This window comes from Roseateles sp., from assembly GCF_965262435.1.
In the GTDB taxonomy this organism is placed as follows: domain Bacteria; phylum Pseudomonadota; class Gammaproteobacteria; order Burkholderiales; family Burkholderiaceae_C; genus Paucibacter_A.
Window position 1 is genome coordinate 5,293,847 of the sequence record NZ_OZ253537.1, and the last position, 25,833, is coordinate 5,319,679.

General features: G+C 64.4%; 24 protein-coding genes. 6 read left to right on the top strand and 18 right to left on the bottom strand.

Annotated features, from left to right (window positions below; genetic code table 11):
- Positions 1–28: 28 nt before the first annotated feature.
- From ACQY39_RS22725 to pyrC, 4 genes are all read right to left on the bottom strand, one after another.
- Positions 29–1,033 (bottom strand): FHA domain-containing protein, encoded by a 1,005-nt coding sequence (locus ACQY39_RS22725; RefSeq protein ID WP_428510148.1) that lies wholly within the window; start codon positions 1,031–1,033, stop codon positions 29–31.
- Positions 1,000–2,397: a S1 family peptidase gene (locus ACQY39_RS22730; protein WP_428510150.1), complete on the bottom strand. Its 1,398-nt coding sequence runs from the start codon at positions 2,395–2,397 to the stop codon at positions 1,000–1,002. Before ACQY39_RS22730 ends, ACQY39_RS22725 begins: the two co-directional genes overlap by 34 nt.
- Positions 2,398–2,432: 35 nt before the next feature.
- Complete coding sequence (locus ACQY39_RS22735; RefSeq protein ID WP_428510152.1) at positions 2,433–3,125, bottom strand: DUF3025 domain-containing protein; 693 nt, start codon at positions 3,123–3,125, stop codon at positions 2,433–2,435.
- A gap of 71 nt (positions 3,126–3,196) precedes the next feature.
- Positions 3,197–4,285 (bottom strand): dihydroorotase, encoded by a 1,089-nt coding sequence (gene pyrC, locus ACQY39_RS22740; RefSeq protein ID WP_428510154.1) that lies wholly within the window; start codon positions 4,283–4,285, stop codon positions 3,197–3,199.
- A 101-nt stretch (positions 4,286–4,386) separates the two neighbouring features.
- On the opposite strand from pyrC, the gene ACQY39_RS22745 reads away from it, so the two are divergent.
- Positions 4,387–6,021, top strand: coding sequence for a GGDEF domain-containing protein (locus ACQY39_RS22745; RefSeq protein WP_428510156.1), 1,635 nt, complete (start codon positions 4,387–4,389; stop codon positions 6,019–6,021).
- 136 nt (positions 6,022–6,157) lie between these two features.
- Positions 6,158–7,048 carry a DUF4394 domain-containing protein gene (locus ACQY39_RS22750; protein WP_428510158.1) on the top strand — a complete coding sequence of 297 codons (891 nt, stop codon included), beginning with the start codon at positions 6,158–6,160 and terminating at the stop codon, positions 7,046–7,048.
- A gap of 63 nt (positions 7,049–7,111) precedes the next feature.
- On the opposite strand, the gene ACQY39_RS22755 is transcribed toward ACQY39_RS22750, so the two are convergent.
- The 5 genes from ACQY39_RS22755 to ACQY39_RS22775 all read right to left on the bottom strand — a co-directional run bounded on the left by ACQY39_RS22755 (position 7,112) and on the right by ACQY39_RS22775 (position 11,345).
- On the bottom strand, positions 7,112–7,846 hold the full coding sequence (locus tag ACQY39_RS22755; RefSeq protein ID WP_263518867.1) for an amino acid ABC transporter ATP-binding protein: 735 nt from the start codon (positions 7,844–7,846) through the stop codon (positions 7,112–7,114).
- A 21-nt stretch (positions 7,847–7,867) separates the two neighbouring features.
- Complete coding sequence (locus tag ACQY39_RS22760) at positions 7,868–8,533, bottom strand: amino acid ABC transporter permease (RefSeq protein ID WP_428510160.1); 666 nt, start codon at positions 8,531–8,533, stop codon at positions 7,868–7,870.
- Positions 8,530–9,219, bottom strand: a complete 690-nt coding sequence (locus tag ACQY39_RS22765) for an amino acid ABC transporter permease (protein WP_428510920.1) — start codon at positions 9,217–9,219, stop codon at positions 8,530–8,532. The genes ACQY39_RS22760 and ACQY39_RS22765 overlap by 4 nt, the downstream gene beginning before the upstream one ends.
- 165 nt (positions 9,220–9,384) lie before the next feature.
- Positions 9,385–10,281, bottom strand: a complete 897-nt coding sequence (locus ACQY39_RS22770) for a transporter substrate-binding domain-containing protein (protein ID WP_428510162.1) — start codon at positions 10,279–10,281, stop codon at positions 9,385–9,387.
- A 140-nt stretch (positions 10,282–10,421) separates the two neighbouring features.
- Positions 10,422–11,345: a LysR family transcriptional regulator gene (locus ACQY39_RS22775; RefSeq protein WP_428510164.1), complete on the bottom strand. Its 924-nt coding sequence runs from the start codon at positions 11,343–11,345 to the stop codon at positions 10,422–10,424.
- A 228-nt stretch (positions 11,346–11,573) separates the two neighbouring features.
- Here ACQY39_RS22775 and ACQY39_RS22780 point away from each other — a divergent pair, with 228 nt between their 5' ends.
- On the top strand, positions 11,574–12,224 hold the full coding sequence (locus tag ACQY39_RS22780) for a PEP-CTERM sorting domain-containing protein (protein WP_428510166.1): 651 nt from the start codon (positions 11,574–11,576) through the stop codon (positions 12,222–12,224).
- A 116-nt stretch (positions 12,225–12,340) separates the two neighbouring features.
- Here ACQY39_RS22780 and ACQY39_RS22785 read toward each other — a convergent pair whose 3' ends face one another.
- Positions 12,341–14,167 carry an ABCB family ABC transporter ATP-binding protein/permease gene (locus ACQY39_RS22785; RefSeq protein ID WP_428510168.1) on the bottom strand — a complete coding sequence of 609 codons (1,827 nt, stop codon included), beginning with the start codon at positions 14,165–14,167 and terminating at the stop codon, positions 12,341–12,343.
- Between the two features lie 208 nt (positions 14,168–14,375).
- Between ACQY39_RS22785 and ACQY39_RS22790 the strand changes: the two genes are divergently transcribed.
- Complete coding sequence (locus ACQY39_RS22790) at positions 14,376–14,816, top strand: acyl-CoA thioesterase (RefSeq protein WP_428510170.1); 441 nt, start codon at positions 14,376–14,378, stop codon at positions 14,814–14,816.
- 25 nt (positions 14,817–14,841) lie between these two features.
- Positions 14,842–15,984 carry an NAD(P)/FAD-dependent oxidoreductase gene (locus ACQY39_RS22795; RefSeq protein WP_428510172.1) on the top strand — a complete coding sequence of 381 codons (1,143 nt, stop codon included), beginning with the start codon at positions 14,842–14,844 and terminating at the stop codon, positions 15,982–15,984.
- Positions 15,985–15,993: 9 nt separating this feature from the next.
- On the opposite strand, the gene ACQY39_RS22800 is transcribed toward ACQY39_RS22795, so the two are convergent.
- The 8 genes from ACQY39_RS22800 to ACQY39_RS22835 all read right to left on the bottom strand — a co-directional run bounded on the left by ACQY39_RS22800 (position 15,994) and on the right by ACQY39_RS22835 (position 24,843).
- Entirely contained in the window at positions 15,994–16,758 is a 765-nt protein-coding gene (locus ACQY39_RS22800; protein ID WP_102766211.1) for an enoyl-CoA hydratase, read from the bottom strand.
- Between the two features lie 61 nt (positions 16,759–16,819).
- A complete protein-coding gene (locus ACQY39_RS22805) occupies positions 16,820–17,365 on the bottom strand; it encodes a DUF1569 domain-containing protein (RefSeq protein ID WP_428510175.1) in 546 nt (181 codons plus the stop codon).
- On the bottom strand, positions 17,365–18,579 hold the full coding sequence (locus ACQY39_RS22810; RefSeq protein ID WP_428510177.1) for an acetyl-CoA C-acyltransferase: 1,215 nt from the start codon (positions 18,577–18,579) through the stop codon (positions 17,365–17,367). Before ACQY39_RS22810 ends, ACQY39_RS22805 begins: the two co-directional genes overlap by 1 nt.
- Positions 18,580–18,596: 17 nt before the next feature.
- Complete coding sequence (locus ACQY39_RS22815) at positions 18,597–19,097, bottom strand: DUF4442 domain-containing protein (protein WP_428510179.1); 501 nt, start codon at positions 19,095–19,097, stop codon at positions 18,597–18,599.
- Positions 19,098–19,241: 144 nt separating this feature from the next.
- Positions 19,242–21,638: a 3-hydroxyacyl-CoA dehydrogenase/enoyl-CoA hydratase family protein gene (locus ACQY39_RS22820; protein ID WP_428510181.1), complete on the bottom strand. Its 2,397-nt coding sequence runs from the start codon at positions 21,636–21,638 to the stop codon at positions 19,242–19,244.
- A gap of 124 nt (positions 21,639–21,762) precedes the next feature.
- Positions 21,763–22,197 (bottom strand): DUF2147 domain-containing protein, encoded by a 435-nt coding sequence (locus tag ACQY39_RS22825; RefSeq protein WP_428510183.1) that lies wholly within the window; start codon positions 22,195–22,197, stop codon positions 21,763–21,765.
- 71 nt (positions 22,198–22,268) lie between these two features.
- A complete protein-coding gene (locus ACQY39_RS22830) occupies positions 22,269–24,059 on the bottom strand; it encodes an acyl-CoA dehydrogenase C-terminal domain-containing protein (protein WP_428510185.1) in 1,791 nt (596 codons plus the stop codon).
- A 37-nt stretch (positions 24,060–24,096) separates the two neighbouring features.
- A complete protein-coding gene (locus tag ACQY39_RS22835) occupies positions 24,097–24,843 on the bottom strand; it encodes a TetR/AcrR family transcriptional regulator (RefSeq protein WP_428510187.1) in 747 nt (248 codons plus the stop codon).
- A gap of 340 nt (positions 24,844–25,183) precedes the next feature.
- Here ACQY39_RS22835 and ACQY39_RS22840 point away from each other — a divergent pair, with 340 nt between their 5' ends.
- Positions 25,184–25,741 carry an HNH endonuclease gene (locus tag ACQY39_RS22840; RefSeq protein ID WP_428510189.1) on the top strand — a complete coding sequence of 186 codons (558 nt, stop codon included), beginning with the start codon at positions 25,184–25,186 and terminating at the stop codon, positions 25,739–25,741.
- Positions 25,742–25,833 lie beyond the last annotated feature (92 nt).

A 25,833-nucleotide genomic window follows, 5' to 3' on the forward strand; every position in this document is an offset into this window, starting at 1 on the left:
TTTGCATCCGCGCTGCCGGCGCAGAGGCTTAGTCCGACTCGCCGTCGCCGCTCGGTGTCTCGTTGTCCTTGCTGGCCTGCCGTGCCAACTCGGCTTCGAGCGGGCGCAAGGCGTCGATCAAGGCTTCGGGTGGCTTGGGCTCGGTCAAACGAAAGGACGGCGGCGGCAAGGCGCTCAGGTAATTGGGTCCGAACCAGTGCTGCTGCTCCAGGCGGCGCGCCACTGTCAGCACCAGCAGGGTGAGCAGACCGGCCGCCATGGCCAGGCCCAACCAGCGCCGCGCGCGGGGCCAAACCAGGATGGCATGCCACCAGAGCAGGGCCGCCACACCGAGCGGGAAGACCAGGGCGTCCACCACCATCAGGCGCGGCGCATTCAGCGCATAAGCCAGCAAGGGCAGACCCAGGCCGAGCAGATGCAAGCCGGTCAATCCGACCAGGGCCCGGCGCAAATGGCTGGCAAAAGGGAAACGGTGCTGGAAGAGCTGAGTCACCAAGGACCACAAGGCGGCCCAGCCGAGCAGAACGGCCAGCGGCAGCAGCACGGCACCGCTGTAGTCCACCCAAGGCGAGCCCGGGTTGAGCAAGGACCATTGGTCAAACCAGATCAGTGCCAGCCAAAGGCACAGGAGGCCGGGAACCCAGAACGCAGCGGCCTTGGCGGCGCGCTGCTGATGCGCTTGCATGGGCAACTCAGGGGCCAAGACTTCAGCACTGCTGCGCCAGCGCAGGTGGGTGGCGCCGAGCTGGAAAGAGGCGGCCGCCGGCATGGTGGCCACTTCGCCGCCGCCCATGCGGCGGTCGTCAAGCCAGCCGCCGTTGAGGCTGGGCAACAAGCGCAGGCGCGGGCCCTGCTCGTCCCACAGCAGCAACGCATGTTCGGCCGCCACATGGCTGTCTTCCAGCACCACATCGCAGAGCACGGAGCGGCCGATCAAGGCCGGCCATTGCTGGATACGCTGGAGCGCGCGGACCTCGCCGTCGCGGCCCAGCACCTCGATCACCGCGATGCGCTGGTCTTCTTGCCGTTCCATGCAAAGCCCTCCAAGTAATGCGCGCTCAGCTTCAGCGCGTTGTCAAAGCTGACGCCGCGGGCGTCGAAACGGCCAAGTGCGCCTTCGGTGCTGGCGTCCACTGTGGTCACCAACACGCTCAAATCATGCAGACCGGCCAGCTTGCGGTAGGCCCGCAGGCAGACCACGGCGCGCAGGGGCAGACCGTCACGGTCAACAAACTCCTCCTTGCAGAATGGCGCGGTGCGGTCCTTGTCATTGCGACCCAGGCGTTCATTGCGGAAGCTGGCCGAGTACTGCTTGGCAAAGCGGATGGCCCCGAGCTTGCCGCCGTCATAGGCTTCGTGCGACATGTCGAGATAGCCGGTTTGCATGGCGTCGCTGACAAACACGGCATGCTCCATGCGGCACTGCGAACGCTGGAACTCCAGGCCCTTGCTGTCGGCCGGCGTGCCGCGACCCCAGCAGCGCATGAACTGCTCCTGCGGCACCGGCAGCTGGTAACGGCTGTGCCCGGCCGAGGACCAGGGCTGCTGGATGAAGCGCGCGCTGAGCTCGTCCTGATAGCGCAGCAATTGCTCGCGCAAGCGCGGCCAGGCCGGGGTGTTCATGGGCTTGGCCGTGCGGCTGCGCTCGAACAGCTGACGGGCAAAATCACCGGGCACGAGAAAGCTCATCTGCTGGGCGAAGAACATGGCCGACACATTGACCCCAACCACCTGCCCGTCTTCGTCGACCACCGGACCGCCGCTCATGCCCGAGTTGATGCTGCCCGAGTAATAGATCAGCGGGTCAAAACTGCGCTCAACCAGGCCGTTGAAGGTGCCCTCGACCACGGCGAAGGCCACGTCGTGCGGGTTGCCCATCGAGTAGATGCGGTCGCCCTTGGCCAGTGGCCGCTCCACGGGGCGGAAGCTCAGGGCGCCCCGCCCCTTCAAGGCACCGGTGGGCGCACGCAGCAAGGCCAGGTCGCGGCGCACATCGAAATCCAGCAGCTCCAGCTGACCTTCCTGGCCCTCGGTGCTGGCAAAGCGCAGGCGATAACGCTCAGGCTCCAGGGCAAACTGGCTGATCACGTGGTAATTGGTCAGCACATGGCCATCTTCGCTGACCAGAAAGCCCGAGCCGACCGAAGCCTGGCTGTCCTGGTTCTTGAGCAGGGTGCGGATCTGCAGCAACTGGCCGCGCGTGCCCTCGTAGACACGCCTGGCCGTCGCCGAGACAGCCGCCGGTGGCGCCGATGCGGCCGCTGCAGGCGCCGGCACTGACGCTGGGGTGGGCTCAGGGGCCGCTTGGCTGACGGCGCCGCAGAGCAACAGAGCCAGCGTCAGCAGCCCACGCCAGGACGGCGCGCGCCGCGTCGGATTCAAGGTCGTCAATTGCAAGAGGAAACTCCTCAAGTTCCAGGGAAGCGGCGATGCTAGCCGGTTTGCGCGCCCGGCATGGGCCGGAACACGGCCGCATCGGCATAGAAGTCGGCGGTTTCATTGCCGGGCCACCAACCTGGCACGCCCAGAACCGGCAGCGGCAGGAAAGGCTTGCTGGCCAAGGTCTCGGCCGCCATCCAGGCACCGGGCCGCGCGGGATCGGCCATCTCGGGCAAGAGCAGCACATGGGCGCAGATGGGCTTGCGCGGGTGCATCAGCTTTTCCAGCAAGGCATGGCCGAACAGATGCAGCCGCGCCTGCTGCCACAAAGGCCGCATAGGACCGAACAAGCGGAGCCAGTCACGCTGACGCAAGGCATCTTCCAGCGCGCGGGGTGCTTGCAGAAAGGCAGCGTTTTCGTCGAACAAGGTCAGGGCATCGCGCAGCGGCCCGCGCCGGGTCTGTACGCCACCGCTCTCGGCCAAGGCTTGCTCATGCATGGCGTTGAGGCGGGTCTTGATGGCCGGCCAATGCAGCCAGATCAGGCCGTTGAGCAAGTCATGCGCGTTGTCGCGCGTGGGCACCCGGGCCGTGCGGTGGATGAAAGCCTCGTAGGCCTCGCCCTCGGGCAGCTCGTCCTGGGCAACAAAGCGCAAGGCACCGGCCGCCAGCGGGATGGGCTGGGCACGCAGCTGGTCGTTCAGCGCCTCGGCGACGCTGGCGCCTGCAGCCAAGGCGGCACTCAAGACCTGACCCCGCTGCCGGTAGGGCGCCAGCCAGGCGGCGCCCCAGTCGATGTCCGCCGAGAGCCTCGCGTTCAGAGCAGCTTCCAGCCCAGGGTTTCGCCGCCGCGCAGCGGCTTGATCTCGGCTGCGCCGAAGGGCACAGCGCTGGGCAGGGCCCAGTCCTGTTTGACCAGGGTGACCTGGCCGGTGTTGCGCGGCAAGTTGTAGAAGTCGGGGCCGTTGAAGCTGGCGAACGCTTCCAGCTTATCCAGCGCACCCATGGCCTCAAAGGCCTCGGCATAAAGCTCAAGCGCCGACATGGCGGTGAAGCAACCGGCGCCGCAGACCGAGTTTTCCTTCATTTGCGAGGCGTGCGGCGCGCTGTCGGTGCCCAGGAAGAACTTCTTGCTGCCCGAGGTGGCGGCCTCGATCAAGGCACGGCGGTGCAGCTCGCGCTTGAGCACGGGCAGGCAGTAGTAATGCGGACGCAGGCCGCCGGTGAAGATGGCATTGCGGTTGTAAAGCAAGTGCTGAGGCGTCAGCGTCGCGGCGGTGAAGTCGTCGGCGCTGCTGACGTAATCAGCCGCTTCCTTGGTGGTGATGTGCTCGAACACCACCTTGAGCTCAGGCATGTCGCGGCGCAGCGGCTGCATCACGCGGTCGATGAAAACGGCCTCGCGGTCGAAGACATCGATGTCCGGGTCGGTCACCTCACCGTGCACCAGCAGCAGCAAGCCGGCGCGCTGCATGGCCTCTAGGGTCTTGTAGGTTTTGCGAATGTCGGTCACGCCGGCATCGCTGTTGGTGGTGGCGCCTGCGGGGTAGAGTTTGAGGGCGACGACACCGGCATCCTTGGCGCGCTGGATCTCCTCGACCGGTGTCACATCGGTCAGGTACATGGTCATCAGGGGCTGGAAGCTCAGGCCTGCGGGCACGGCAGCGAGGATGCGCTCGCGGTAGGCGACGGCTTGCGCGGCCGTAGTCACCGGCGGGCGCAGATTGGGCATGATGATGGCGCGGGCGAATTGGCGGGCTGTGTAGGGCAGCACGCTTTGCAAGGCCGCATCGTCCCGGACATGCAGATGCCAGTCATCGGGCCGGGTGATACTCAAGGTCTGAGGAGCCGCCGAGACGGCCGCAGACGAGGACGAAGATGTGGAGGGGGAAGATGTATGCGCCATGAGCTTGATTGTCCCAAATCCTGCCGCGCCCTGGGCGGCTGTGCCGGCTTCGGCCTAGAAGCAGCCAACCTGGCCGCGGCGCAATGCAAACCCGGCCGGCCATGAACGCAACGCCCCCCATGGACCCCGAGCTGCAACGTGCCTATGGTCTGCTCGACCAAGGCCAGCTGGCAGCCGCCCGCGACTTGGCTCAAAGCTGCCTGGAAGCGGCCCAAGACGACGAGTTGGCCACCAGCCGCGCCGCCATCGCCCTGGGCCTGATCGCTGCCTATGACTCGCGCCACGAGGAGGCCATGCAGCGTTTGCTGCCTCATGTGCCGGTGCTCGAAGCCACTGAAGCCCGCCAGGAGCTGGGCCGGGCCTACAGCATCCTCGGCTTCTCGCTCGGCATGCTGGGCGACCCGGAGCGCGGCCTGGAATGGGCCAGCAAGGCCCTGGCCCTGGCCGAACAGCAGGGCGCGGCACGTGAGCTGGTTCGGGCCCACCTGAACCGCGCCGTGCTGATCAGCCAGATGGGGGACTGGCAGCTCGCCGAGCAGAGCCTGAGCATCGGCATCGAGCAAGCACAAACCCATGGCTACGGTCTCTCGGCCTGCGCCGGCCTGGCCAATCTGGCCGAAATCCATCTGGCCCAGGCCTTGCGCTGCCGCGAGCTCCACGACGACGCAGCCGCCAGCCGCCATGCCCAGGACTGCAGCCGCTGGTACGAGCGGGCCGCCGAAGCCTGCATCCTGCATGGCCACAAAAGCATCCTGGGCGAGACCCATGTCAAACACGCGCGCGCCCTGGTCCTGCAGGGTCAGCTGACCGGTGTGCCGGCTTTGCTGCAGCTGGCCGCCCCGGTGGCCGCCGAGAACGCGGCCCTGCGCGCGGAGCTGGGCCTGACACGCGGCATGGCTGCGGCCGAAGGGGGCCGCGAGCAGGAAGCTCGTGAGGCCCTGGAGCGCGCGCTGGTGACCGCGCAAGAATGCCGCGAACCCGATTTGACCCATCAGATCCTGTTCGAGCTCAGCCACCTGGAGCGCAGCTACGGCCATCTGCAAGCGGCCCTGCAACGCTACGAACAACGCCATCAGCTGATGATGGAGCACTACAAGCGCCGCCTGCGCATGGTGGCTCGTAGCGCTGAGGTCTGGGCCGAGGCCGAACAGGCGCGCCTGAGCGCACGCGCAGCCATCCAGCGCGAAGCCGCGCTGATCCGCAGCCAGACCGAGCTGATGGCGCGCGCCGCCCAGCTGCAACAAGACGCCATGTGCGATGGGCTGACCGAGCTGCTGAACCGGCGCGGCCTGGAGGCGCAGGCGCGAGCCCTCTGGGACGCAGGCCTCGTTCACAGCCAGCTCACCTTGGCCTTGATCGATGCCGACCATTTCAAGCATGTCAACGACCAGTGCGGCCATGCCGTTGGCGATGCCGTGCTCAAGCAGCTGGCCCGGCTGCTGCAGCAGGACATCCGCGCCAGCGATGTGCTGGCGCGCCTGGGTGGCGAGGAATTTGTTCTGCTGCTGCCGGAGCGGCCCCTGGGCGAAGCTCGGCAGATCTGCGAGCGCGTGCGTCAACGCGTGGCCGACTACGACTGGTCGCGCTGTGGCACCTCGCTGCCGGTCAGCGTCAGCATCGGTGTCGCACAACGCCAGCCCGGCGATGACCTCGAAGCCTTGCTGAGCCGAGCCGACAAAGCCATGTACGCTGCGAAATCAGGCGGGCGCAACTGCGTCTGCGAGGCCGGCGCCTGAAGGCGTGAAGCCACGCGAACAAGTCCACAAAGCCCTTGCGACTCACGCCAGCAAACTGGAGCGAAGCGTGGCAGCATCGAGCCACCCGGGTGCAGCAGCTCGGAGCTTCTATCTTTCCGCTTCAGGAGTGCATTTCATGACCTCGACCCCTTTGCGTTTCAACGCCGCCCTGGCCCTGCTGGCTTCGGTCGGCTTGGCGGCCTGCAGCAGCATGCCCGAAGAGACTCCGGGACCGGCCGCCAAGGAAATGATCTACGCCGTCACCAGCGCGCAGCAGCTGATCCAGTTCAATGCCGGCCAACCACAAGTGCTGCTGAGCAGCAAACCGCTGCGCGGCCTGGCGCCGCAGGAACGCCTGCAGGGCATCGACTACCGCGTCGCCAAAGGCCAGCTCTACGGCTTGGGCGCGAGCGGCCAGCTCTATCGCATCAACACCCAGGACGGCAGCGTCAGCGCCGTCGGCACTCCCTCCGCACTGCCCTCGGAAGGCGCGCAAGAATGGGGTTTTGACTTCAACCCGACCGTGGACCGCATCCGTGTGGTCAATGACGCGGGCTTCAATCTACGCCTGCATCCCGACACCGGCGCGGTGGTGGACGGCAATGCCGAGCAAGCAGGATTGCAGTTTGACGGACGGCTGGCTTTTGATGCCGGTGATGTGAATGCCGGGAAGCCAGCAGCCATCGTCGCCGCGGGCTACAGCTACAACAAGCGCGACGAGAAGGTCACCACCAACTACGCGCTCGAGGGCCGGCAAGGCCTGCTGGTGCACCAGGGCAGCAAGGAAGGCGTGCAGCCCATGATCTCGCCCAACAGCGGCCGCTTGTTCACCATCGGCTCGCTGGGCCTGGGCGCCTTCGAGCGAGCCACGCTTGATGTGTCGGATGTATCGAACACGGCGTACTCGGCGATCAGCCGTGGCGCCGGCTCGGTCTGGTACCGCATCGACCTGGAGACCGGCCGGGCCACGCGCATCGGCACGATTGGCGGCGGCGCGGCGGTGGTGGGAGCGGCGATCGAGCCCTGAAGCCGCGGCAAGGCCGAGGCACAGCCGGTGACCTGGGCTGGAAACCCGGGCCATCGGCACCCGTCAATGCTGCAGGATCTTGGCGAGGAAGTCCTTGGCGCGCGGTGAGCGCTCCTCGGGTTTGCCGAAGAAGTCTTCGCGCTTGCAGTCTTCGACGATCTTGCCGGCGTCCATGAAGATGACGCGGCTGCTGACCTTTTTGGCGAAGCCCATCTCGTGGGTCACGCACATCATGGTCATGCCTTCCTGGGCCAGCTTGACCATCACGTCGAGCACCTCGCCGACCATTTCCGGGTCCAGCGCCGAGGTGGGCTCGTCGAAGAGCATGACGATGGGGTCCATGCTGAGCGCCCGCGCAATGGCCACGCGCTGCTGCTGGCCGCCGGAGAGCTGCCCCGGGAACTTGTCCTTGTGCGCCGACAGGCCGACGCGATCCAGCATCTTGAGGCCGCGGGTCTTGGCCTCGTCGGGCGTGCGGCCGAGCACCTTGATTTGCGCCAGAGTCAGGTTCTCGGTCACGCTCAGGTGCGGGAACAGCTCGAAATGCTGAAACACCATGCCCACACGCGAACGCAGCTTGGGCAGATTGGTCTTGGGGTCAGCCAGCGAGATACCGTCAACGACGATGTCACCCTTCTGGAAAGGCTCCAGTGCATTGACGGTCTTGATCAGGGTGGACTTGCCCGAGCCCGAGGGGCCGCAGACCACCACCACCTCACCTTTTTGGATGCTGGTGGAACAGTCGGTCAGCACCTGGAAGCTGCCGTACCACTTGGAGACGTTCTTGATGTCAATCATTTGAAATTCCTATACGGCGCATCAGCGGATGATGGCGATCTTCTTTTGCAGGCGGCGCACCAGCATGGACATGCCGAAGCAAATGGCGAAATAAACCACCGTGGCCACCAGATAGGTCTCGACCGGGCGATTGAAATTGCGCCCTGCAGTCTCGAAGCCTTTGAGCAGGTCATAGGCGCCGATGGCGTAAACCAGGGAAGTGTCCTGGAACAGGATGATGGTCTGGGTCAGCAGCACCGGCAACATGTTCCGGAAGGCCTGGGGCAAGACCACCAGCTGCATGGTCTGGCTGTAGCTCATGCCCATGGCGTAACCAGCATGGGTCTGGCCCTTGGGCACACTCTGGATGCCCGCGCGCATGATCTCGGCGTAGTAGGCTGCCTCAAACAAGGTGAAGGTCAGCACCGCCGAGATCTCGGCACCCAGCGGCCGGCCGATGACGAAGGGGATCAGCAGGAAGAACCACAGAATCACCATCACGAGCGGAATGCTGCGCATGGTGTTGATGTAGGCGGCAGCCGGCAGGGCCAGCCAAGGCTTGCTGGACAGACGCATCAGGGCCAGCACCGTGCCCAAGGCGATACCGCCCACCATGGCCACCAAAGTCAGCTGCACCGAGAAGTAAAAGCCCTGCAGCACATAGCTGCCGATGACGGGCCAGTCGAGAAAAGCGAAATCGAGATTCATTGGGCGCTCCCCACCATGCCGGGCACACGGGCACGCAATTCAATGAAACGTGCCAAGGCGAAGATGGCGATCGAGGACACAAAGTACAGGCCGGTCACGGCCAGATAGATCTCGATGCCGCGCGAGGTTTCTTCCTGGGCCTGGCGAGCAAACATGATGAGCTCAGGCACCGACACCGCAAAAGCCACCGCCGAATTCTTGACGATGCCCATGGCCTCGCTGGTCAGCGGCGGGATGATGATGCGCAGGGCCACCGGCAGCAGCACATAGCGGTAGGTCTGCGGCAAGGTCAGGCCCATGGCCAGGCCGGCATTGCGCTGACCACCGGGCAGACTCTGGATGCCGGCCTTGACCTGCTCGGAAATGCGCGCCGAAGTGAAGAAGCCCAGGCCCAGCACCACCAGCAAGAAGCTGGGGACCGTCTTGAGCACAGGCAGCAACTCTGGAATCACGAAGTACCAGAGGAAAACTTGCACCAGCACCGGAATATTGCGAAACAGCTCGGTCCAAGCATCGCCGATCAAGACCAGCGCGCGGCTGGGCGTGGTGCGCAGAATGCCGACCAGCAAGCCGAAGAACAGCGCCACGATCAAGGCCAGGCCGGACACTGAAAGCGTCCAGCCCCAAGCCGACATCATCCAATCCAGGTACGTGATTTCGCCTGCATTGCCCATGCAACGCGGCATCACCTCCTGGTCTATGGTGTTCTTGCAGAACACCTGCCAATCCCAAGTCGTCGCCACAGCAGCTCTCCGATCAGAAAAACAGCGAGGCCACCGGGCGCGAAATCCCGGCAGCCTCGTTCATGCAGACAGCAAAATCCGTCTGGCTTCAGCTTGCGCTGCTCAGACTCACTTCTTGGCGTAGTCCTCGGCCGGCTTGTCGTTCGGGTGGGCCCAGGCGTTCTTGGTGTTGTCGTTGGCCGGCATGCCGACCTTGGTGTTGGTCGGCGGGATGGGCTGTTCGAACCACTTGCTCCAGGTCTTGGCGATGTCGCCCGACTTCATTTGGGCCGTGATGCTGTCGTCCACAGCCTTCTTGAAGGCCGGGTCGTCCTTGCGGATCATGATGGCGATCGGCTCGACCGACAGCACTTCACCGACGATCTTGAAGTCGGCCGGAACCTTGGCCTTGGCGATATTGCCGGCCAGGATGGCGCCGTCCATCACGAACGCGTCGGCACGACCCGACTCCAGCAGCAGGAAGCTGTCGGCATGATCCTTGCCGAAGACTTCCTTGAAGTCCACGCCGGTGGCGCGCTCATGCTTGCGCAGCAACTGCACCGAGGTGGTGCCGGTGGTGGTGGCGACGTTCTTGCCGTTCAGTTGGGCGATGCTGTTGATGCCCGAGCTGGTCTTGACGGCGATGCGCACTTCTTCGACAAAGGTGGTGACCGCGAAAGCCACATCCTTCTGACGCGAGGCGTTGTTGGTGGTGGAGCCGCATTCAATGTCCACGGTGCCGTTCTGCACCAGCGGAATGCGGTTCTGCGAGGTGACCGGCTGGTACTTCACGTCCAACTTGGCCAGGCCCAGCTGCTTTTGCACATCGGCCAGCACCTTTTGGCAGATCTCGACGTGGTAGCCCACGTACTTGCCGTCGCCGAGGGTGTAGGACAAGGAGCCCGAAGACTCGCGCACACCCATGGTGACGCTGCCGCTGTCCTTGATTTTCTTCAGCGTGTCCTGAGCCTGAGCCAGGCCGGTGGCTGCGAACAGGGCGAGTACAAGCAGGGATTTCTTGTTCATGAATGAGCACTCCAGAATCAAAAGACTTCAGTTGCGGGAAGGAGAAAAGCGGCGGCCGCAGGCAATGACAGAGCAGACCACGTGCGGGCCCGCTGCCAAATACGTGTTTTTACGAAGGCCCCGACAGCAATAGCAGGCACTCAGACGATTTTCTGCTGGGTGAGGAAGTCCCAGAGCGCTTGAACACCTGGTTTGCTGCGCCGGCACAGCTCAGGCCGCTCGCGGTAGATGCGCAGCTCCATGGTCAGTTCGAACTGTCCCGCAGGCGCGGCCTGCACCAAGCGCTGAGCGTGAAGCTCTTTCTTGACCGAACTGGCCGGCAAGAAGGTCAGCCCGTGCCCCTCCAGCGCCATGGCCTTCAGGCCTTCGGCCATATCGGTTTCGTAAATGGCGTCCAGATTCAAGGGCAAGGGCGAGGCCTTGACGATCAGCTCGACCAAACGACCCAGGTAGGCGCCCGAGGCATAGCTGAGGAATGGAATCTTCTGACCTGGATGCCCGGGCAGACGGAACATGGGCTCGCCATGACCGTCGGCGCGAGCATAGGCCGCCAGCGTCTCGTGGCCCAAAGAGGCCATCTGATAGCGCTCGGGATCCAGCTGCAAGGGCTGGCTGGCATGGTGATAGACGATCAGCAGGTCGCAATTGCCTTCGCTGAGCTGCAACATGGCGTCGTGCACGTTCAGGGCGTTGAGGCGGCACTTCAGGGCGCCAAAGCGCTGGCGCAAGTCCATCAGCCAATGCGGGAAGAAGCTGAAGGCCAGAGAATGCGGCACGGCAAACTCAATCATGTCCTGTCCGGCGGACTGGTGGCTGCGCAGCATATTGCGCGTCGCCTGCAAGTTACCCAAGATCTCCACGGCCTGTGCCAGCAGAGTTTCACCGGCCCCCGTCAGTCGCGTGGGGTAGGAGGAGCGATCGACCAAGTCCACTCCGGCCCAGGCCTCGAGCGCCTGAATGCGGCGCGAGAAGGCCGGCTGGGTGACATGCCGGAGCTGGGCTGAGCGCGAGAAGCTGCGCGTCTCGGCCAGACTGACGAAATCTTCGAACCACTTGGTTTCCACGGTTTCAGTGTAGCCGCGCTGGCCACCCCCCATGAAAACCCTCTGCCGCTTGAATTTCCGGGCACGCAGCCCCCTCAAGTGGAGGGGGCCAGGTCACGCCATCCGTGCATGTCTGTGATTACAGTCGAGCCCAGGGGAAAACGGACACCACGGTAGCTTCGCAGGATGCAGCCGTCACCCGGCATCACTGCAACTCACTACCCATCAATCAAATCAACGGGATAGTTTATGAACGCTTTCAAGACATTGGTGGCATCCGCCGTGCTGGCCGTCGCCGCACCGGCCTTCGCTGGCGCCGTGATTCCTCAGCTGACGTTTGAGACGATCGGCGACATGGCGAATTTGAGCCAAGCGGGCAACAACCCCTACGCTGGCCTCGGCATCGGCTTTTCCGGCAATGCATTCGGAATTCGCAGCAGTCGCGATGCTGGCGGCTCGGGCAACTTTTTCCGCGACCCGGTGAATTTGGGCGCGCTGGCGATGTTCAACGACAGCCCGACACAAGAGAACGTGCTGACCTTGACAGTCGAAGGCGGCTTCGCAGATTTCTTCGCAATCGAGTACACCGGCCGGCGTGGCGCCAGCGGGCGCGTTGAGCTCTATGACGAGCAAGGCCAAATGCTCAGCAAGGAAGATTTCAAGCCGACGGCTGGCTCTTGCCCCAGCAGCAACGACGACCTGTGCATCTGGGAAACCACCAAGTTTGAGTTCACTGGCATGGCCCATTCGATCAAGCTGTTTGGAAGCACTGCAAATTACTTCTTCGACAACATCCAGATGGGCCAGCCCGGTTCGACCGTGCCAGAGCCAAGCAGCTTTGCACTTGGCTTTGCTGCCTTGGCAGCCTTGAGCCTGAGCCGTCGCCGCAGCGCTCGCTGATTTCAAGCAGTATGCAGGCCAGCCCCAGTGGGGGCCTGGCACCTTTTCAAACGCCGGACCTGGCAACAGGCCCGGCGTTTTGCTTGGCGCGCACCGTTCTTGCGGACGGTTTTGCCTCAGTCGCCCGACGCGCCCCCGGCCTGCTGCAAACGCCACATCCGGGCGTACTCGCCCTGCAAGGCCAGCAATGTGGCATGCGAGCCGCGCTCGACAATGCGGCCGGCCTCGAGAACCAGGATTTCATGCGCGTCCACCACCGTCGACAAACGGTGCGCCACGACCAGCACCGTCTTGTTCTGTGCCGCGGCCTCCAGCTCGGCCTGAATCGCTCGCTCGTTGCTGGAATCCAGGGCTGAGGTCGCCTCGTCAAAAATCAGCAAGGGCGGGTTTTTCAGCAAAGTGCGGGCAATCGCGACTCGCTGCTTCTCGCCCCCGCTGAGCTTCAGCCCACGCTCCCCCACCATGGTTTCATAGCCCTTGGGCGTGGCACTGATGAAGCCATGAATATGGGCCGCGCGCGCCGCTTCCTCGACCTCGGCCTGCGTGGCTCCCGGTCGCCCATAGGCGATGTTGTAGGCCACCGTGTCGTTGAAGAGCACCGTGTCCTGCGGCACGATGCCAATGGCACGACGCAAGCTGGACTGTGTGACCGAGCGCAGTTCTTGGCCGTCGATGGTGATCCGCCCTGAGTCCACGTCATAGAAACGGTAAAGCAAGCGGGCCAGCGTGCTTTTGCCTGCGCCGCTGGGGCCCACCACAGCCACCTTCTTGCCCGCCGGGATCTCGAAGCTCAGCTCATGAAGAATCGGGCGGCTGGGGTCATAGGCGAAGCTGACTTTATCGAAGCGGACGGCCGCCCCTGTGACCTGCAGTTCGCGCGCATCGCTGAGGTCGGCCACTTCGCGCTCGCGCTCCAGCAAGCTGAACATCTTGTCGAGGTCGGTCAGGCTTTGCTTGATCTCGCGGTAGATCACGCCGAGAAAGTTCAGCGGGATGTAGAGCTGGATCATGAAGGCATTGACCATGACCAGATCGCCCAGGCTCATGGTGCCCGCCACCACGCCGGCCGTGGCGCGCCACAGCATCAGCACCAAAGCGCTGGCGATGATCAGCTGCTGGCCGGTGTTCAGCAGCGACAGCGTGGACTGTGACTTCAGCTGAGCGCGGCGCAACTTCTCCAGGCTTTCGTCATAGCGCCTCGCCTCGAAGTCTTCGTTGTTGAAGTACTTGACCGTCTCGTAGTTCAGCAGCGAGTCGATGGCCTTGCTGTGTGCCACCGAATCGAGCTCATTGAGCTGCTTGCGAAACTTGGTGCGCCACTCGGTCACCGTGATGGTGAAACCGATGTAGAGCACCAGGGCGCCGAGCGTGATCCAGGCGAAAGATGCGTCGAACTTGAAGGCCAGCAGGCCCAGCACCAAGGCCACCTCGATCAGCGTCGGCACGATGCTGTAGAGCGAGTACGAGATCAGCGAATGCACGGCGCGCGTGCCACGCTCGATGTCCCGGGTCATGCCGCCGGTCTGGCGCTCGAGATGGAAACGCAAGCTGAGGTCGTGCAGATGGCGGAACACCTGCAGCGAAATGCTGCGTGCCGTGCCCTCGGTGGCCTTGGCGAAGATCAGCTCACGCAGCTCGGTGAACAGCGAGGTCGACAGGCGCAATCCGCCATAGGCGATCAGCAAGCCCAAGGGCAGCACCAGCATGCTTTCGGGCGAGCCCGGCTTGATCGCCAAGCTGTCCACCAAAGACTTGAGCAAGAGCGGTACGCCCACATTGCTGAACTTGGCTGCCAGCATGAAGCCCAGGGCCAGGCCCACACGCCAGCGGTAGCGCCAGAGGTAGGGCAGCAGCTTGCGGATGGTGGCCCAATCCGATCGCACAGGGGCCGCCGCAGGTGCGGAAGCCGGGGGGGCTGTCAAGGCAGCAGTTCGATCACGCATGTGTTGTCGTCGTCAAAAATCGGCAGGCTTCGGCCAAGAGGAGGCGGCCCTGCCGCATCGGGTGTCAGGGCTGGATTCTCGGCGCTTTGTTCGCCAGAGGCCGAGCCGTCGCCAAATAGGGACGGCAGTCCAGCGCAGCCGCAGACTCAGCCAACTGCGGCCGATTCGATTGGCGGACAATTCAGGTCTTCTCGAATCAGGAAACTCCATGAGCAGCAGCAGTACGCCCACCGACAGCACCCCAGCCGCATCCGCCAGCACCGGCGCCCCAGCCCTGCCCCGCGAGCTGGTGTTGCGCGTGATGCCCATGCCGGCCGATGCCAACGCCAACGGCGACATCTTCGGCGGCTGGATCATGGCGCAGGTGGACTTGGCCGGCTCCGTGCAGCCGGCGCGTTTGTCGCGCGGCCGAGTCACCACAGTCGCTGTCAACGAGTTCATCTTCAAGCAGCGCGTCTCGGTCGGCGACCTGCTGTCCTTCTATTCGCAGATCACCCGCATCGGCCGCACCTCCATCACCGTGCACGTCGAGGTGGTGGCCGAACGCAACCCCATGGACCCACAGGTGGTCAAGGTCACTGAGGCCAATCTGACCTATGTGGCCATCGACGACCAAGGCAAGCCCCGCCCTTTCGCTGAGCAAGCCTGATCAAGAGAACGCCTCCAACAGACCCATGAGCTCATCGGTTCTGATCCTCGGCGGCGGCGCCATTGGCAGCGCCGTGGCGGCTTATCTGTCCGAGGGCGGATGGCACGGCGAGATCCGTGTGCTGGAGCGTGACCCGAGCTATGCCCAGGCCTCATCGGCCCTGTCGGCCGCCTCGATCCGCCAGCAGTTCTCCACGCCGCTGAACATCGCCCTGTCGCAGTTCGGTCTGAAATGGCTGCGCGCTCATCCGGAATGCGGCCTCAGCGAGCAGGGCTACCTGTATCTGGCCGACACGGCCGAGCGCGCCGATGGACTGCGGGCACTTCATGCAATCCAAACCGCGGCCGGCGCCGACATCGCACTGATGCCGCCAGCCGAATTGAAGCAGCGCTGGCCTTGGCTGGCCTGTGAAGACTTGCACTTGGGCAGCTGGGGCCGCAGCGGCGAGGGCTGGTTTGACGGCTGGGCCTTGCTGCAAACCTTGCGTGCGCAAGCGCTGAGTCAGGGCGTGCGCTACTTGGCCGATGAAGCGGTGGAACTACAGCGAGAAAGCCACGGTGCGCTCAGCGGTGTGCGCACACGACAGGGTCAGGTCTTGCAAGCGGACCTCTATGTGCTGGCCACCGGCGCCTGGTCGGGCAGCCTGGCGGCCACGGCGGGCCTGGACCTGCCCATCAGCGCCAGGCGGCGCAGCGTTTACGTCTTTCGCAGCCCCGAGCCTGCGCCGGGCTGCCCGCTGCTGATCGCCCCAAGCGGCCTCTGGTTGCGGCCGGAAGGGCCGAACCAGTTCATCTGCGGCGGCACGCCGCTGAACGACGCGCCCGGCCTGCTGCTGGACCCGGAGGCCGGCCTGTTTGAAGAGTCGCTCTGGCCCGCCATGGCCCAGCGGGTGCCGGGCTTCGAGAGCCTGCGCCTGGAACGGGCCTGGGCCGGCTACTACGAGATGAACGACTTTGACCACAACGGCCTGGTCGGCGCCCTGCCCGACTGCGCCAATCTGCTGCTGGCCTGCGGCTTCTCGGGCCATGGCCTGCAGCATGCGCCGGCCGTGGGTCGCGGTCTGGCTGAGTGGATACGCAGCGGCCGCTTCGAGACCCTGGACCTCAGCCCCTTGAGCCCGGCGCGGTTGGCAGCGAACCAGCCCTACCGCGAGCTCAATGTCATATGAACTGGGTGCTCAGTCAAATTTGGAGAAGTCCGGCGCGCGCTTTTGGAAGAAGGCCTGGAAGGCCTCCATGGCCTCGGGTGAGCGCAGCTTGGCGGCGAAAATCTCAGCCTCGACCTTGATCACCTCGTTCAACTGCTCCTGGCTGTGGCGGCGCATCAGGCGCTTGCTTTCGCGCACGGCACCGGGCGCCAGGGTGTTGAAACGCTCCGCCACGCGGCGGGCATGGGCCACCACCTCGCTGCCGGGCAGCACGGCGTTGGCAATGCCGCATTCCACCGCATCAGGGCCGGTGAAGGGGTCGCCCAGCAGCAGCTTCTCAGCCGCCTTGACATGGCCCATCAGGCGCGGCACGACCAGGCTGGAGCCGAACTCGGGCACCAGGCCCAGGCCGACAAACGGCATGGCGAGGCGTGCGTCATCGGCCACGAACACGAAATCGCAATGCAGCAGCAAGGTGGTGCCGATGCCGATGGCGGCGCCATTGACGGCGGCAATCACCGGCTTCTCGCAACCCAGCAGGGCACGCATGAACTGGAACACCGGCGCGTCTTCATCGCGCGGCGGGCGGCTCATGAAGTCGTCGATGTCATTGCCCGAGGTGAAGATATTGGGCTGACCCTGGATCAGCACGGCACGCACGGTCTTGTCGCTGTTGACGGCGATCAGGGCCTCGGCCATGGCTTCGTACATGGCGCCGGTCAGCGCATTTTTTCTTTCCGGGCGGGCGATCTCGATCGTCGCCACGCCATTGACCACTGCCGTCTTGATGCTCATCTCAAACTCTCCTTGCAAGCCTGCCATTGTGCAGGCTTGGGTTTCATGCGGGCGGCTGCACTCAGGCCGGCGGCTTGAGCTGCTGCCAATGGTTGGCCAGGTGCATCAGGTGGGCACGCTCGTACTGGGCGCGCGTCAACTCACCGTAGGCGAAGTGCAGGGCGTAGGCGCCCTGGTGGCTGCTGAAAGCCTCCATCGCGTCGAGCAGGCGCTGCACCGCCGTCTTCAAGGACAGCGCCGGGTCCAGCGCGGCCGCGCCGGGAATCGGCTCGTCCAGGCTGTGCGACATGGCGCCGCGCGCATCGAACCAGCTCCAGGCGGCCGCCCCCGCCGTGGCGCGAAACCAAGCGGGCTTGAGCTCAGGAAAGCCGCGCACCGAGTACTCGATGCTCTGCGCCGTGTGCTGCAGCATCTGCACCAGATTCCACTGCGCATTGCCGTGCAGGCGCGGCTCACCGAACAGCAACTCCAGCACCGCCTCGCGGGCATAACGCCAAGTCTTGAAGGACTGCAGCTCGCCGCTGCAGCCCGCCAAAGCGGTAGGCGCCAGCAGCAGCGCGCTGGCGCGCAGAAACCGGCGCCTTGCAGCGCCGTGCGGCTGCGACATCAGAGGCGCTCGAGGATACCGGCGGCACCCTGACCTGCACCCACGCACATGGTCACCATGCCGTACTTGCCACCGGTCCGGCGCAGTCCGTGGATCACGCTGGCGGCGCGAATGGCACCGGTGGCGCCCAGCGGGTGGCCCAGGGCAATGGCGCCGCCGTTCGGGTTCACTCGTGCGCGATCCAGCACGATGCCCTTGCTGTCCAAGTCATTCAGCACGGCCAGCGACTGGGCCGCGAAGGCTTCGTTCAGCTCGACCCAGTCCAGATCGGCAGCGGTGATGCCGGCCAGCTTGAGCGCCGCAGGGATGGCCTCGATCGGGCCGATGCCCATGATTTCCGGCGGCACGCCGCGCACGGCGAAGCTGACGAAACGGGCCAACGGGGTCAGGCCAAAGCGCTTGACGGCGGCTTCCGAAGCCACGATCAGGGCGCCGGCGCCGTCCGAGGTCTGCGAGCTGTTGCCGGCAGTGACTGACCCACGGGCAGCGAACACCGGCTTGAGGCGGGCCAGACCTTCGATCGAGGTATCCTTGCGCGGACCTTCGTCGATGCTGACGCTGCGACGACGCTCGATGATGGAGCCATCGGCCAGATTGGGCAGGCGTTCGATCAATTCAAACGGCGTCATCTCGGCAGCGAAGTGGCCGGCCTCGATGGCCGCCAGGGCGCGGCGGTGCGACTCGGCAGCGAAAGCGTCCTGGTCTTCGCGGCTGATCTTCCACTGCTGAGCCACCTTCTCGGCGGTCAAGCCCATGCCGTAGGCGATGCCGATGTTCTCGTCACGCTCAAAAATCAGCGGCGACAGCGAAGGCTTGTTGCCGCCCATGGGCACCATGCTCATGGACTCGACACCGGCGGCGATCATCACCTCGGCCTCGCCGACGCGGATGCGGTCGGCGGCCATTTGCAAGGCGGTGATGCCCGAGGCGCAGTAGCGGTTGACGGTCACGCCGCCGACGCTGTTGGGCAGGCCCGCCAGCACCGCACCGACGCGGGCGATGTTCATGCCCTGCTCGCCTTCGGGGAAGGAGCAGCCGACGATGGCGTCTTCAATCGCGGCCGGGTCCAGACCCGGCACCTGGGCCAGGGCCGCCTGGATGGCGCGCACCAGCATCTCATCGGGGCGGGTGTTCTTGTAGTAACCACGGCCCGACTTGCCAATGGGCAGACGGGTGGCGGCGCAGATATACGCTTCTTGCACTTGCTTTGCCATGATGTTCAACCAACCTTTCAGTTCTTGGGGGTCTTGGGTATCCAAGCCCAGACAAATTCACATTCAACCGGGTTCACACCGGCCTCATCCGTCACCACCACCGACACCGTGACCTCACCCTTGGGCTCGGCCAACATCAGCTCGCGCTGGGCAGCGCTCAGCGTGGCGCGTGCCCGCATCGCACCGCTGGCGCGCTTCTTGAAATCCACATGCATGGATTTGCACAGCGGCAGGCAGTCGTCGCGCACATTCATGCCGACCACCATGCCCGTCGCCGTCTCAGCCAGCAAGCCCATCGCCGCGGCATGAACGCCGCCGATGTGGTTCTGCACCGGCCGTCGATTGGCGATGGCGATCTCCGCCACTTCCGTATCCAGGCGCACAAAGTCCAGCTTCGCCGTTCCCGTGAAGGGCACGGCTCGGCGCAGCGCCAGATTGCGCGCCATCGGCCGCACAGCCGCTGGCCAGGCATCGAGCTTGGCCAAGGTACGTGCGAGGCGGTTGGGAGCGGTGTTCATCGGATCGAGGAATCTAAGCAGTGTTGCGGGGCGTAGCGAGCGAGCATCAGGCGAGGCGGACGGAGCGCAGGAACCGGAACGACCTTGAGGGTCGTGAGGATTCCGAGCACCGCCCAACGACGCATGACGTTCGCGCAGTAGCCCTTAGTTACGTACAGGCTTTCCGGTTTGGAGCATGCCCATGATCCGTTCCTGCGTCTTGGGGTGTTCCAGCAAGCTGCAGAAGTGCTTGCGCTCCAGCGACATCAGGTACTCCTCGTCGACCATGGAGCCGGCTTCCACCGCACCACCACAGACCACATCGGCGATCAGGGCGGCCAGATGGAAATCGTGCGCACTGACGAAACCACCGTCACGCATATTGGCCAGCTGGCCCTTGATGGTGGCGATGCCCGAGCGACCGGCCACCGGGAACAAGGCCTTGAGCGGCGGGCGATAGCCCGACTCGAACAAGCCCTTGACCTGGGCGCTGGCCACGTGCAGCAGCTCGTCCTTGTTGGGCACGATCACATCGCTGTCGAGCAGGAAGCCGTTCTTCTTGGCCTCCAGGGCCGAGGTCGCCACCTTGGCTGTGGCCGCGGTGGTGAAGCCGTCCTTCAGGAAGGCGAACAGGTCGACGCCGGAGTTGCCGGCCGCTGCCATTTCGGCCGCACGGCGGGCGATATAGGTCAGGCCGCCGCCACCGGGGATCAGGCCCACGCCCACTTCCACCAGACCGACATAACTTTCCATGTGCGCGACACGGCGCGCGCAATGCACGGCCAGCTCGGCGCCGCCACCCAGGGCCAGACCGCGCATGGCAGCCACCACCGGGACCTGGGCGTAACGCACGCGCAGCATCATGTCCTGCAGCTTCTTCTCTTCCGGCGCGATGCCCTTGGCACCCGACTTCATGAAGACCGGCATCAGCGCTTCCAGATTGGCACCGGCCGAGAAGACATCGTCCGGACTCCAGATCACCAGGCCCTTGTAGCCGCTTTCCGCGATCTCGACGGCCTTGAGCAGGCCCTCGGTCACGGTCGGGCTGATCAGGTGCAGCTTGGCGGTGATGGAGGCGATGACCACCTCGTTGTCCAGCGTCCAGACGCGCACTTCCTCGTTCTTGAACAGCTCGGTGCCGGCCTTCAGCGGCTCGACGGCGCCTTCGCCGACCAGACGCTCCGGGAAAGCCTGGCGGGCATAGACCGGCAGTTCGGCACGGGCCTTGAACTTGCCTTCAGCGGCGCTCCAGGAACCGTTGACGCTGTGCACGCCACCGTTCTCGGCCACCGGGCCTTCGAACACCCAGGCGGGCAGCGGCGCGCTGGCCAGAGTCTTGCCGGCAGCGATGTCTTCCTGGACCCACTCTGCCACTTGCTTCCAGCCGGCGGCTTGCCACAGCTCGAAGGGACCTTGTTGCGAGCCGAAGCCCCAGCGCATGGCGAAGTCGATCTCGCGCGCGGTGTCGGCCACGGTGGCCAGGTGGACGGCCACATAGTGGAAGCTGTCACGCAGGATGGACCAGAGGAACTGGGCCTGCGGATTGCTCGATTCGCGCAGCAGCTTGATGCGATCGGCAGCCGGTTTTTTGAGCATGCGGGCGACGATCTCGTCGGCCTTCTTGCCGCCAGCAACGTACTCGCCCGTGGCGAAGTCCAGGCGCTGGATGTCCTTGCCGACCTTTTTGTAGAAGCCCGCGCCGGCCTTCTGGCCCAGGGCGCCCTTCTCGATCAGACCGGCCAGCACTTTGGGCGTAGCGTAGGTGCTGAAGAAGGGGTCGGCCTGCAGCGTGTCCTGCATGGTCTTGACCACATGGGCCATGGTGTCCAGGCCGACCACGTCCGCGGTGCGGAAGGTGCCGCTGGAAGCGCGGCCCAGCTTCTTGCCGGTCAGGTCATCGACCAAGTCCACGGACAGGCCGAACTTCTCGGCCTCGATCATGGTGGCCATCATGCCGGCGATGCCAACCCGGTTGGCCACGAAGTTAGGCGTGTCATTGGCGCGAACCACGCCCTTGCCGACGGCGGTGGTGACGAAGCCTTCCAGCTGATCGATCACTTCCGGACGGGTCGTCGGGGTGTTGATCAGCTCCACCAGGTACATATAGCGCGGCGGATTGAAGAAATGGATGCCGCAGAAACGCGGCTTGATTTCTTCCGGCAGCACTTCGCTCAGCTTGGTGATGCTCAGGCCCGAGGTGTTGGAGGCGACGATGGCGTGCGGGGCGATGAAGGGCGCGATCTTGGTGTACAGATCGAGCTTCCAGTCCATGCGCTCGGCAATCGCCTCGATGATGAGGTCGCAGTCCTTGAGCAGCTCGAGGTGCTCTTCGTAATTGGCTTGCTGGATCAGTGCGGCGTCGGCCACATCACCCAGCGGCGCGGGCTTGAGCTTCTTCAGACCGTCGATGGCCTTGGCCACGATGCCGTTCTTCGGGCCTTCCTTGGCCGGCAGGTCGAACAGCACGACCGGTACCTTGACGTTGACCAGATGCGCAGCAATCTGCGCGCCCATCACGCCAGCGCCGAGCACGGCAACTTTGCGAACTTGGAATCGACTCACGTACTTCTCCTTGGAAGAGGCTTGGCTTTTTCTAGGGGTCCGGCGCCGCTCTCAGGCACCGGACTCGGGTTCGGGAGGGAACACGCGCGCAGGCGCAGTCCGCTCATCGTGACTTCACTTCACTTCATTCGACGCGTTGCCAGACCTGGGTGCGGTAGAAGAAAGCGATGTAACCACGCATCTCCATCTTCTTGCCACCTTCAATCGGTGTCAGGCGCGCCTTGTAGGTTTTGCCGCTGTTGGGGTCCAGGATTTCGCCACCGGTCCAATGCTCTTTGTCGCTGGCGTCTTGCTTGACGTTGCGCAGGATGGTCAGGCCGAGCACCGGCTTGTCCTTGCGTTCGTCGGCGCATTTGTCGCACTTGGCGTCTTGCTTGGCCGGATCGAAGACTTTTTCGATGGTGCCGGTCAGCACACCACCGCTCTCGGTGATGCGGACCAGGGACTTCTCGGTCTTGCCGTCGTCGTCGATGGTCTTCCACAGGCCCACCGGGGTGGTCTGGGCTGAGGCCATTGCGGCAACAAGGCTGAGTACGGCAGCGGCGAACAAGTTCTTCATGGCGTCTCCTGGTTTCGGTGTGAAAAGCCCGGCTCTGGCGGCCGGGCTGGGGTGCTAGGTGAACGTGTGGCTTAGAACAGCGCCTCGTCCATTTCCATCAAAGGCTGCAGACCGGCACGGGCGGTGCGAATCAGCGTGGCCGTTTCCGGCAGCAGCTTCGCAAAATAGAAGCGGGCTGTCGAGAGCTTGGCGCTGTAGAACTTGTCGCCGCTGGCTTGCTTCTCCAACGCCACCTTGGCCATGCGGGCCCAGAAGTAAGCGAAGGTCAGGTGACCGACGACACGCAGGTAGTCGACCGCAGCAGCGCCCACTTCATCGGGGTTCTGGAAGGCCTTCATGCCGATCTCGGTGGTCAGCTTGGTGACCTTGTCGCCAATATCGGCCAGCGGGTTGATGAACTCCTGCATGGCTTCATTGGTGCCCTCCTCCTCGACGAAGGCGGCGATCTTCTTGCCGAACTTCTTCAGCTTCGCGCCGTTGTCGCCCAGGATCTTGCGGCCCAGCAGGTCCAGAGACTGGATGGTGTTGGTGCCTTCATAGATCATGTTGATGCGCGCGTCGCGCACGAACTGCTCCATGCCCCATTCGTGGATGAAGCCGTGGCCACCGAAGACCTGCATGCAGTGCGAGGTGGCGATCCAGCCGTTGTCGGTGATGAAGGCCTTGATGATGGGCGTCAGCAGCGCGACTTCATCATCGGCGGCCTTGCGTTCGTCTTCATCATCGCTGGCCAGGGCCTTGTCCAGGGTCACGGCCACATAGGTCGACAGGGCACGGCCGCCTTCGGCGTAGGCACGTGCGGTCAGCAGCATCTTGCGCACATCGGGGTGGACGATGATGGGGTCGGCCGCCTTCTCGGGCGCCTTGGGGCCGCTCAGCGCGCGCATCTGGATGCGGTCCTTGGCGTAGGCGGCAGCGTTCTGGTACGCCACTTCGGTCAGGCCCAGAGACTGGTTGCCCACGCCCAGGCGGGCGGCGTTCATCATCACGAACATGGCGGCCAGGCCCTTGTTCGGCTGGCCGACCAGGGTGCCGACCGCGTCTTCCAGCACCATCTGGCAAGTCGAGTTGGCGTGGATGCCCATCTTGTGCTCGAGGCCGGCGCAGAAGATGCCGTTGCGGGCACCCAGGCTGCCGTCGGCATTGACCAGGAACTTGGGCACGATGAAGAGCGAAATGCCCTTGGAGCCTTCGGGTGCGTCCGGCAAACGGGCCAGCACCAGATGGATGATGTTCTCCACCATGTCGTGCTCACCGGCCGAGATGAAGATCTTGGCGCCGTTGATCTTGTAAGTGCCGTCGGCTTGCGGCTCGGCCTTGCTGCGCAGCAGGCCCAGGTCGGTGCCGCAATGCGGTTCGGTCAGGCACATGGTGCCGGTCCATTCGCCGCTGGTCAGCTTGGGCAGGTAGGTGGCTTGCTGCTCGGGCGTGCCATGGGCATGCAGGCACTCGTAGGCGCCGTGGCTCAGACCCGGGTACATGGTCCAGGCCTGGTTGGCCGAGTTCAGCATTTCATAGAAAGCCTGGTTGACCACCAGGGGCAGGCCTTGGCCGCCGTACTCAGGGTCGCAACCCAGGGCTGGCCAGCCGCCTTCCACATACTTGGCATAGGCTTCCTTGAAGCCCTTGGGCGGGGTCACTTCATGGGTGGCCTTGTCCAGCTTGCAGCCTTCCGCGTCGCCGCTGAGGTTCAGCGGAGCCAGCACCTCGGCCGCAAACTTGCCGCCTTCTTCCAGCACGGCATTGATGGTGTCGGCATCGATGTCAGCGTGCTTGGGGCACTGCTTGAGCTCGTCGACGATGTTCAGCACTTCGTGCATCACAAACTGCATGTCGCGCAGCGGCGGGTTGTACTGGGGCATGGTGTGCTCCTGGTTTCGAACGGAAAGGGATAAAGGATCAGGTTCGGCGGCTCTTGGCCGCCGGCTTGGGTGACTGCTCGGGTGAGTTCAAGGCGGCCTCGGCCTGCAAGCCGGCCTCGGTCGCGTAAAACTGGACGGTTCGCTCAAAGCCCACACCGGCCCGGTCGAGCGCGCCAGGCTTGCGCATGAAACGGGCGTCGTGGTGCAGAGACAGGATCAGGCCGTGCAGCTCAAACAGAATCTGCTCAACATCAGCATCGGCATGCAGATGCCCTTCCTGCTGCGCCAGGACGATGGCTTTGTGCAGGGCGGCATGCCAGGCCTTGACCATGGCCACCAGAGCATCGCGCACCGGACCGGGCCGGTCGTCGAACTCGACCGCGCCGCTGATGTAGATGCAGCCCGAGTCGATTTCCACCGAGACGCGGCGCACCCAGCGCTCGAACAAGGCGCGCAGGCGCGGCAGGCCGCGCGGCTCGCGGATGGCGGTGTAGAACACCTCTTCCTCAAACTTGGCGTGGTATTCCATCACTACGGCGATTTGCAACTCTTCGCGCGATCCGAAATGGGCAAACACGCCCGACTTGCTCATCTTGGTCACATCGGCCAGGGCGCCAATCGACAGGCCCTCGAGACCCATGTGCGAGGCCAGCCCCAGGGCTGCTTCCAAAATGACAGCACGTGTGTGCAAACCCTTCTGCAGCGACCGGGTCACGCGCGCAGGCTTGACCGCAGGCTCAATGGCCTGGGCAGTGCTGGAACGGATCGGATCGGCAAGGGCCACGGGCGGGTTCCTGGGTGAGGTGTTCTGAGGTACAGGCTGACTGGCTAGCGCCGGCGGATTCCCGTGGACCTGCCGACTACGCTTCGCATAATAAAACGAACGATCGTTCTATTTTGCAGAAAGCGAAGCCATCCAGGCAAGGTTTTCGCCCGGATTTTTAGAGGATTTAGCCTAAGCCACGGTGTTTTTGACCCGCTCGTGAAAAGCGACCGTGGCAACGGGTCGGCGGTAGCAGGCTCGCCACAGTTCGCCGGTATCCAGGGCCAAGCGGGCCGCCAGCACAGCAAAACTTGAGTCCGGCACCGTTCTTGCAGTACGCTCCGAGCAGGAGGTTCGCCCCGTGGATGTGCTGCAACTGGATGTCTCTGGCCGGCCGCAGGCCTGGATCACGACCCGTGAAGCGGCCGTGATCTACGCCAGCGACGGCGTGGCCTGGACCCTGGGCCAGCCCTGCCAAGTGCTGCGAGGCGGCCTTCAGCGTCGCACCGGCTTGCAGTCGCGCATCGAGGTCCACCCCATCATTGCGGTTCGCGGTGCCGTACCCAGCCGCGCCTGGCGGCAGGCTCCGGCGCTGTCCAACAACAAGCTGTTCGCCCGCGACCGCTTCATCTGCGCCTACTGCGGCCACAGCTTTCACCCGGACGACTTGACGCGTGAACACATACAGCCCAGTTCACGCGGCGGCGCCGACAGCTGGATGAACTGCATCACCGCCTGCCGCGGCTGCAATGGCCGCAAGGGCAGCCGCATGCCTGAAGAGGCCCATATGAGCCTGCTCTACCTGCCCTATGTGCCCAATCTGCACGAAGACATGATTCTGCGCGGCCGCCGCATCCTGGCCGACCAGATGGACTTCCTGCTCGCTTGCGTGCCGCGCAGCAGCCGCCTGCACGATTGAGTCTCTGAGGCAAGGTGCATGCACCGCGCCCGGCAGCGGCAGTGCCCGGTACCTGCCCGGGCGCCCCGTGCCGAACGGATGACATCGGTCAA

Excerpts from the sequence above, each read along its gene's own strand:
- ACQY39_RS22790 (WP_428510170.1), top strand. The coding sequence starts at position 14,376 with ATGAGCAGCAGCAGTACGCCCACCGACAGCACCCCAGCCGCATCCGCC.
- ACQY39_RS22780 (WP_428510166.1), top strand. The coding sequence starts at position 11,574 with ATGAACGCTTTCAAGACATTGGTGGCATCCGCCGTGCTGGCCGTCGCC.
- ACQY39_RS22810 (WP_428510177.1), bottom strand. The coding sequence starts at position 18,579 with ATGGCAAAGCAAGTGCAAGAAGCGTATATCTGCGCCGCCACCCGTCTG.
- ACQY39_RS22825 (WP_428510183.1), bottom strand. The coding sequence starts at position 22,197 with ATGAAGAACTTGTTCGCCGCTGCCGTACTCAGCCTTGTTGCCGCAATG.
- ACQY39_RS22765 (WP_428510920.1), bottom strand. The coding sequence starts at position 9,219 with ATGCCGCGTTGCATGGGCAATGCAGGCGAAATCACGTACCTGGATTGG.
- ACQY39_RS22750 (WP_428510158.1), top strand. The coding sequence starts at position 6,158 with ATGACCTCGACCCCTTTGCGTTTCAACGCCGCCCTGGCCCTGCTGGCT.
- ACQY39_RS22755 (WP_263518867.1), bottom strand. The coding sequence starts at position 7,846 with ATGATTGACATCAAGAACGTCTCCAAGTGGTACGGCAGCTTCCAGGTG.
- ACQY39_RS22795 (WP_428510172.1), top strand. The coding sequence starts at position 14,842 with ATGAGCTCATCGGTTCTGATCCTCGGCGGCGGCGCCATTGGCAGCGCC.
- ACQY39_RS22785 (WP_428510168.1), bottom strand. The coding sequence starts at position 14,167 with ATGCGTGATCGAACTGCTGCCTTGACAGCCCCCCCGGCTTCCGCACCT.
- ACQY39_RS22725 (WP_428510148.1), bottom strand. The coding sequence starts at position 1,033 with ATGGAACGGCAAGAAGACCAGCGCATCGCGGTGATCGAGGTGCTGGGC.
- ACQY39_RS22745 (WP_428510156.1), top strand. The coding sequence starts at position 4,387 with ATGAACGCAACGCCCCCCATGGACCCCGAGCTGCAACGTGCCTATGGT.
- ACQY39_RS22805 (WP_428510175.1), bottom strand. The coding sequence starts at position 17,365 with ATGTCGCAGCCGCACGGCGCTGCAAGGCGCCGGTTTCTGCGCGCCAGC.
- ACQY39_RS22815 (WP_428510179.1), bottom strand. The coding sequence starts at position 19,097 with ATGAACACCGCTCCCAACCGCCTCGCACGTACCTTGGCCAAGCTCGAT.
- pyrC (WP_428510154.1), bottom strand. The coding sequence starts at position 4,285 with ATGGCGCATACATCTTCCCCCTCCACATCTTCGTCCTCGTCTGCGGCC.
- ACQY39_RS22760 (WP_428510160.1), bottom strand. The coding sequence starts at position 8,533 with ATGAATCTCGATTTCGCTTTTCTCGACTGGCCCGTCATCGGCAGCTAT.
- ACQY39_RS22770 (WP_428510162.1), bottom strand. The coding sequence starts at position 10,281 with ATGAACAAGAAATCCCTGCTTGTACTCGCCCTGTTCGCAGCCACCGGC.
- ACQY39_RS22830 (WP_428510185.1), bottom strand. The coding sequence starts at position 24,059 with ATGCCCCAGTACAACCCGCCGCTGCGCGACATGCAGTTTGTGATGCAC.
- ACQY39_RS22800 (WP_102766211.1), bottom strand. The coding sequence starts at position 16,758 with ATGAGCATCAAGACGGCAGTGGTCAATGGCGTGGCGACGATCGAGATC.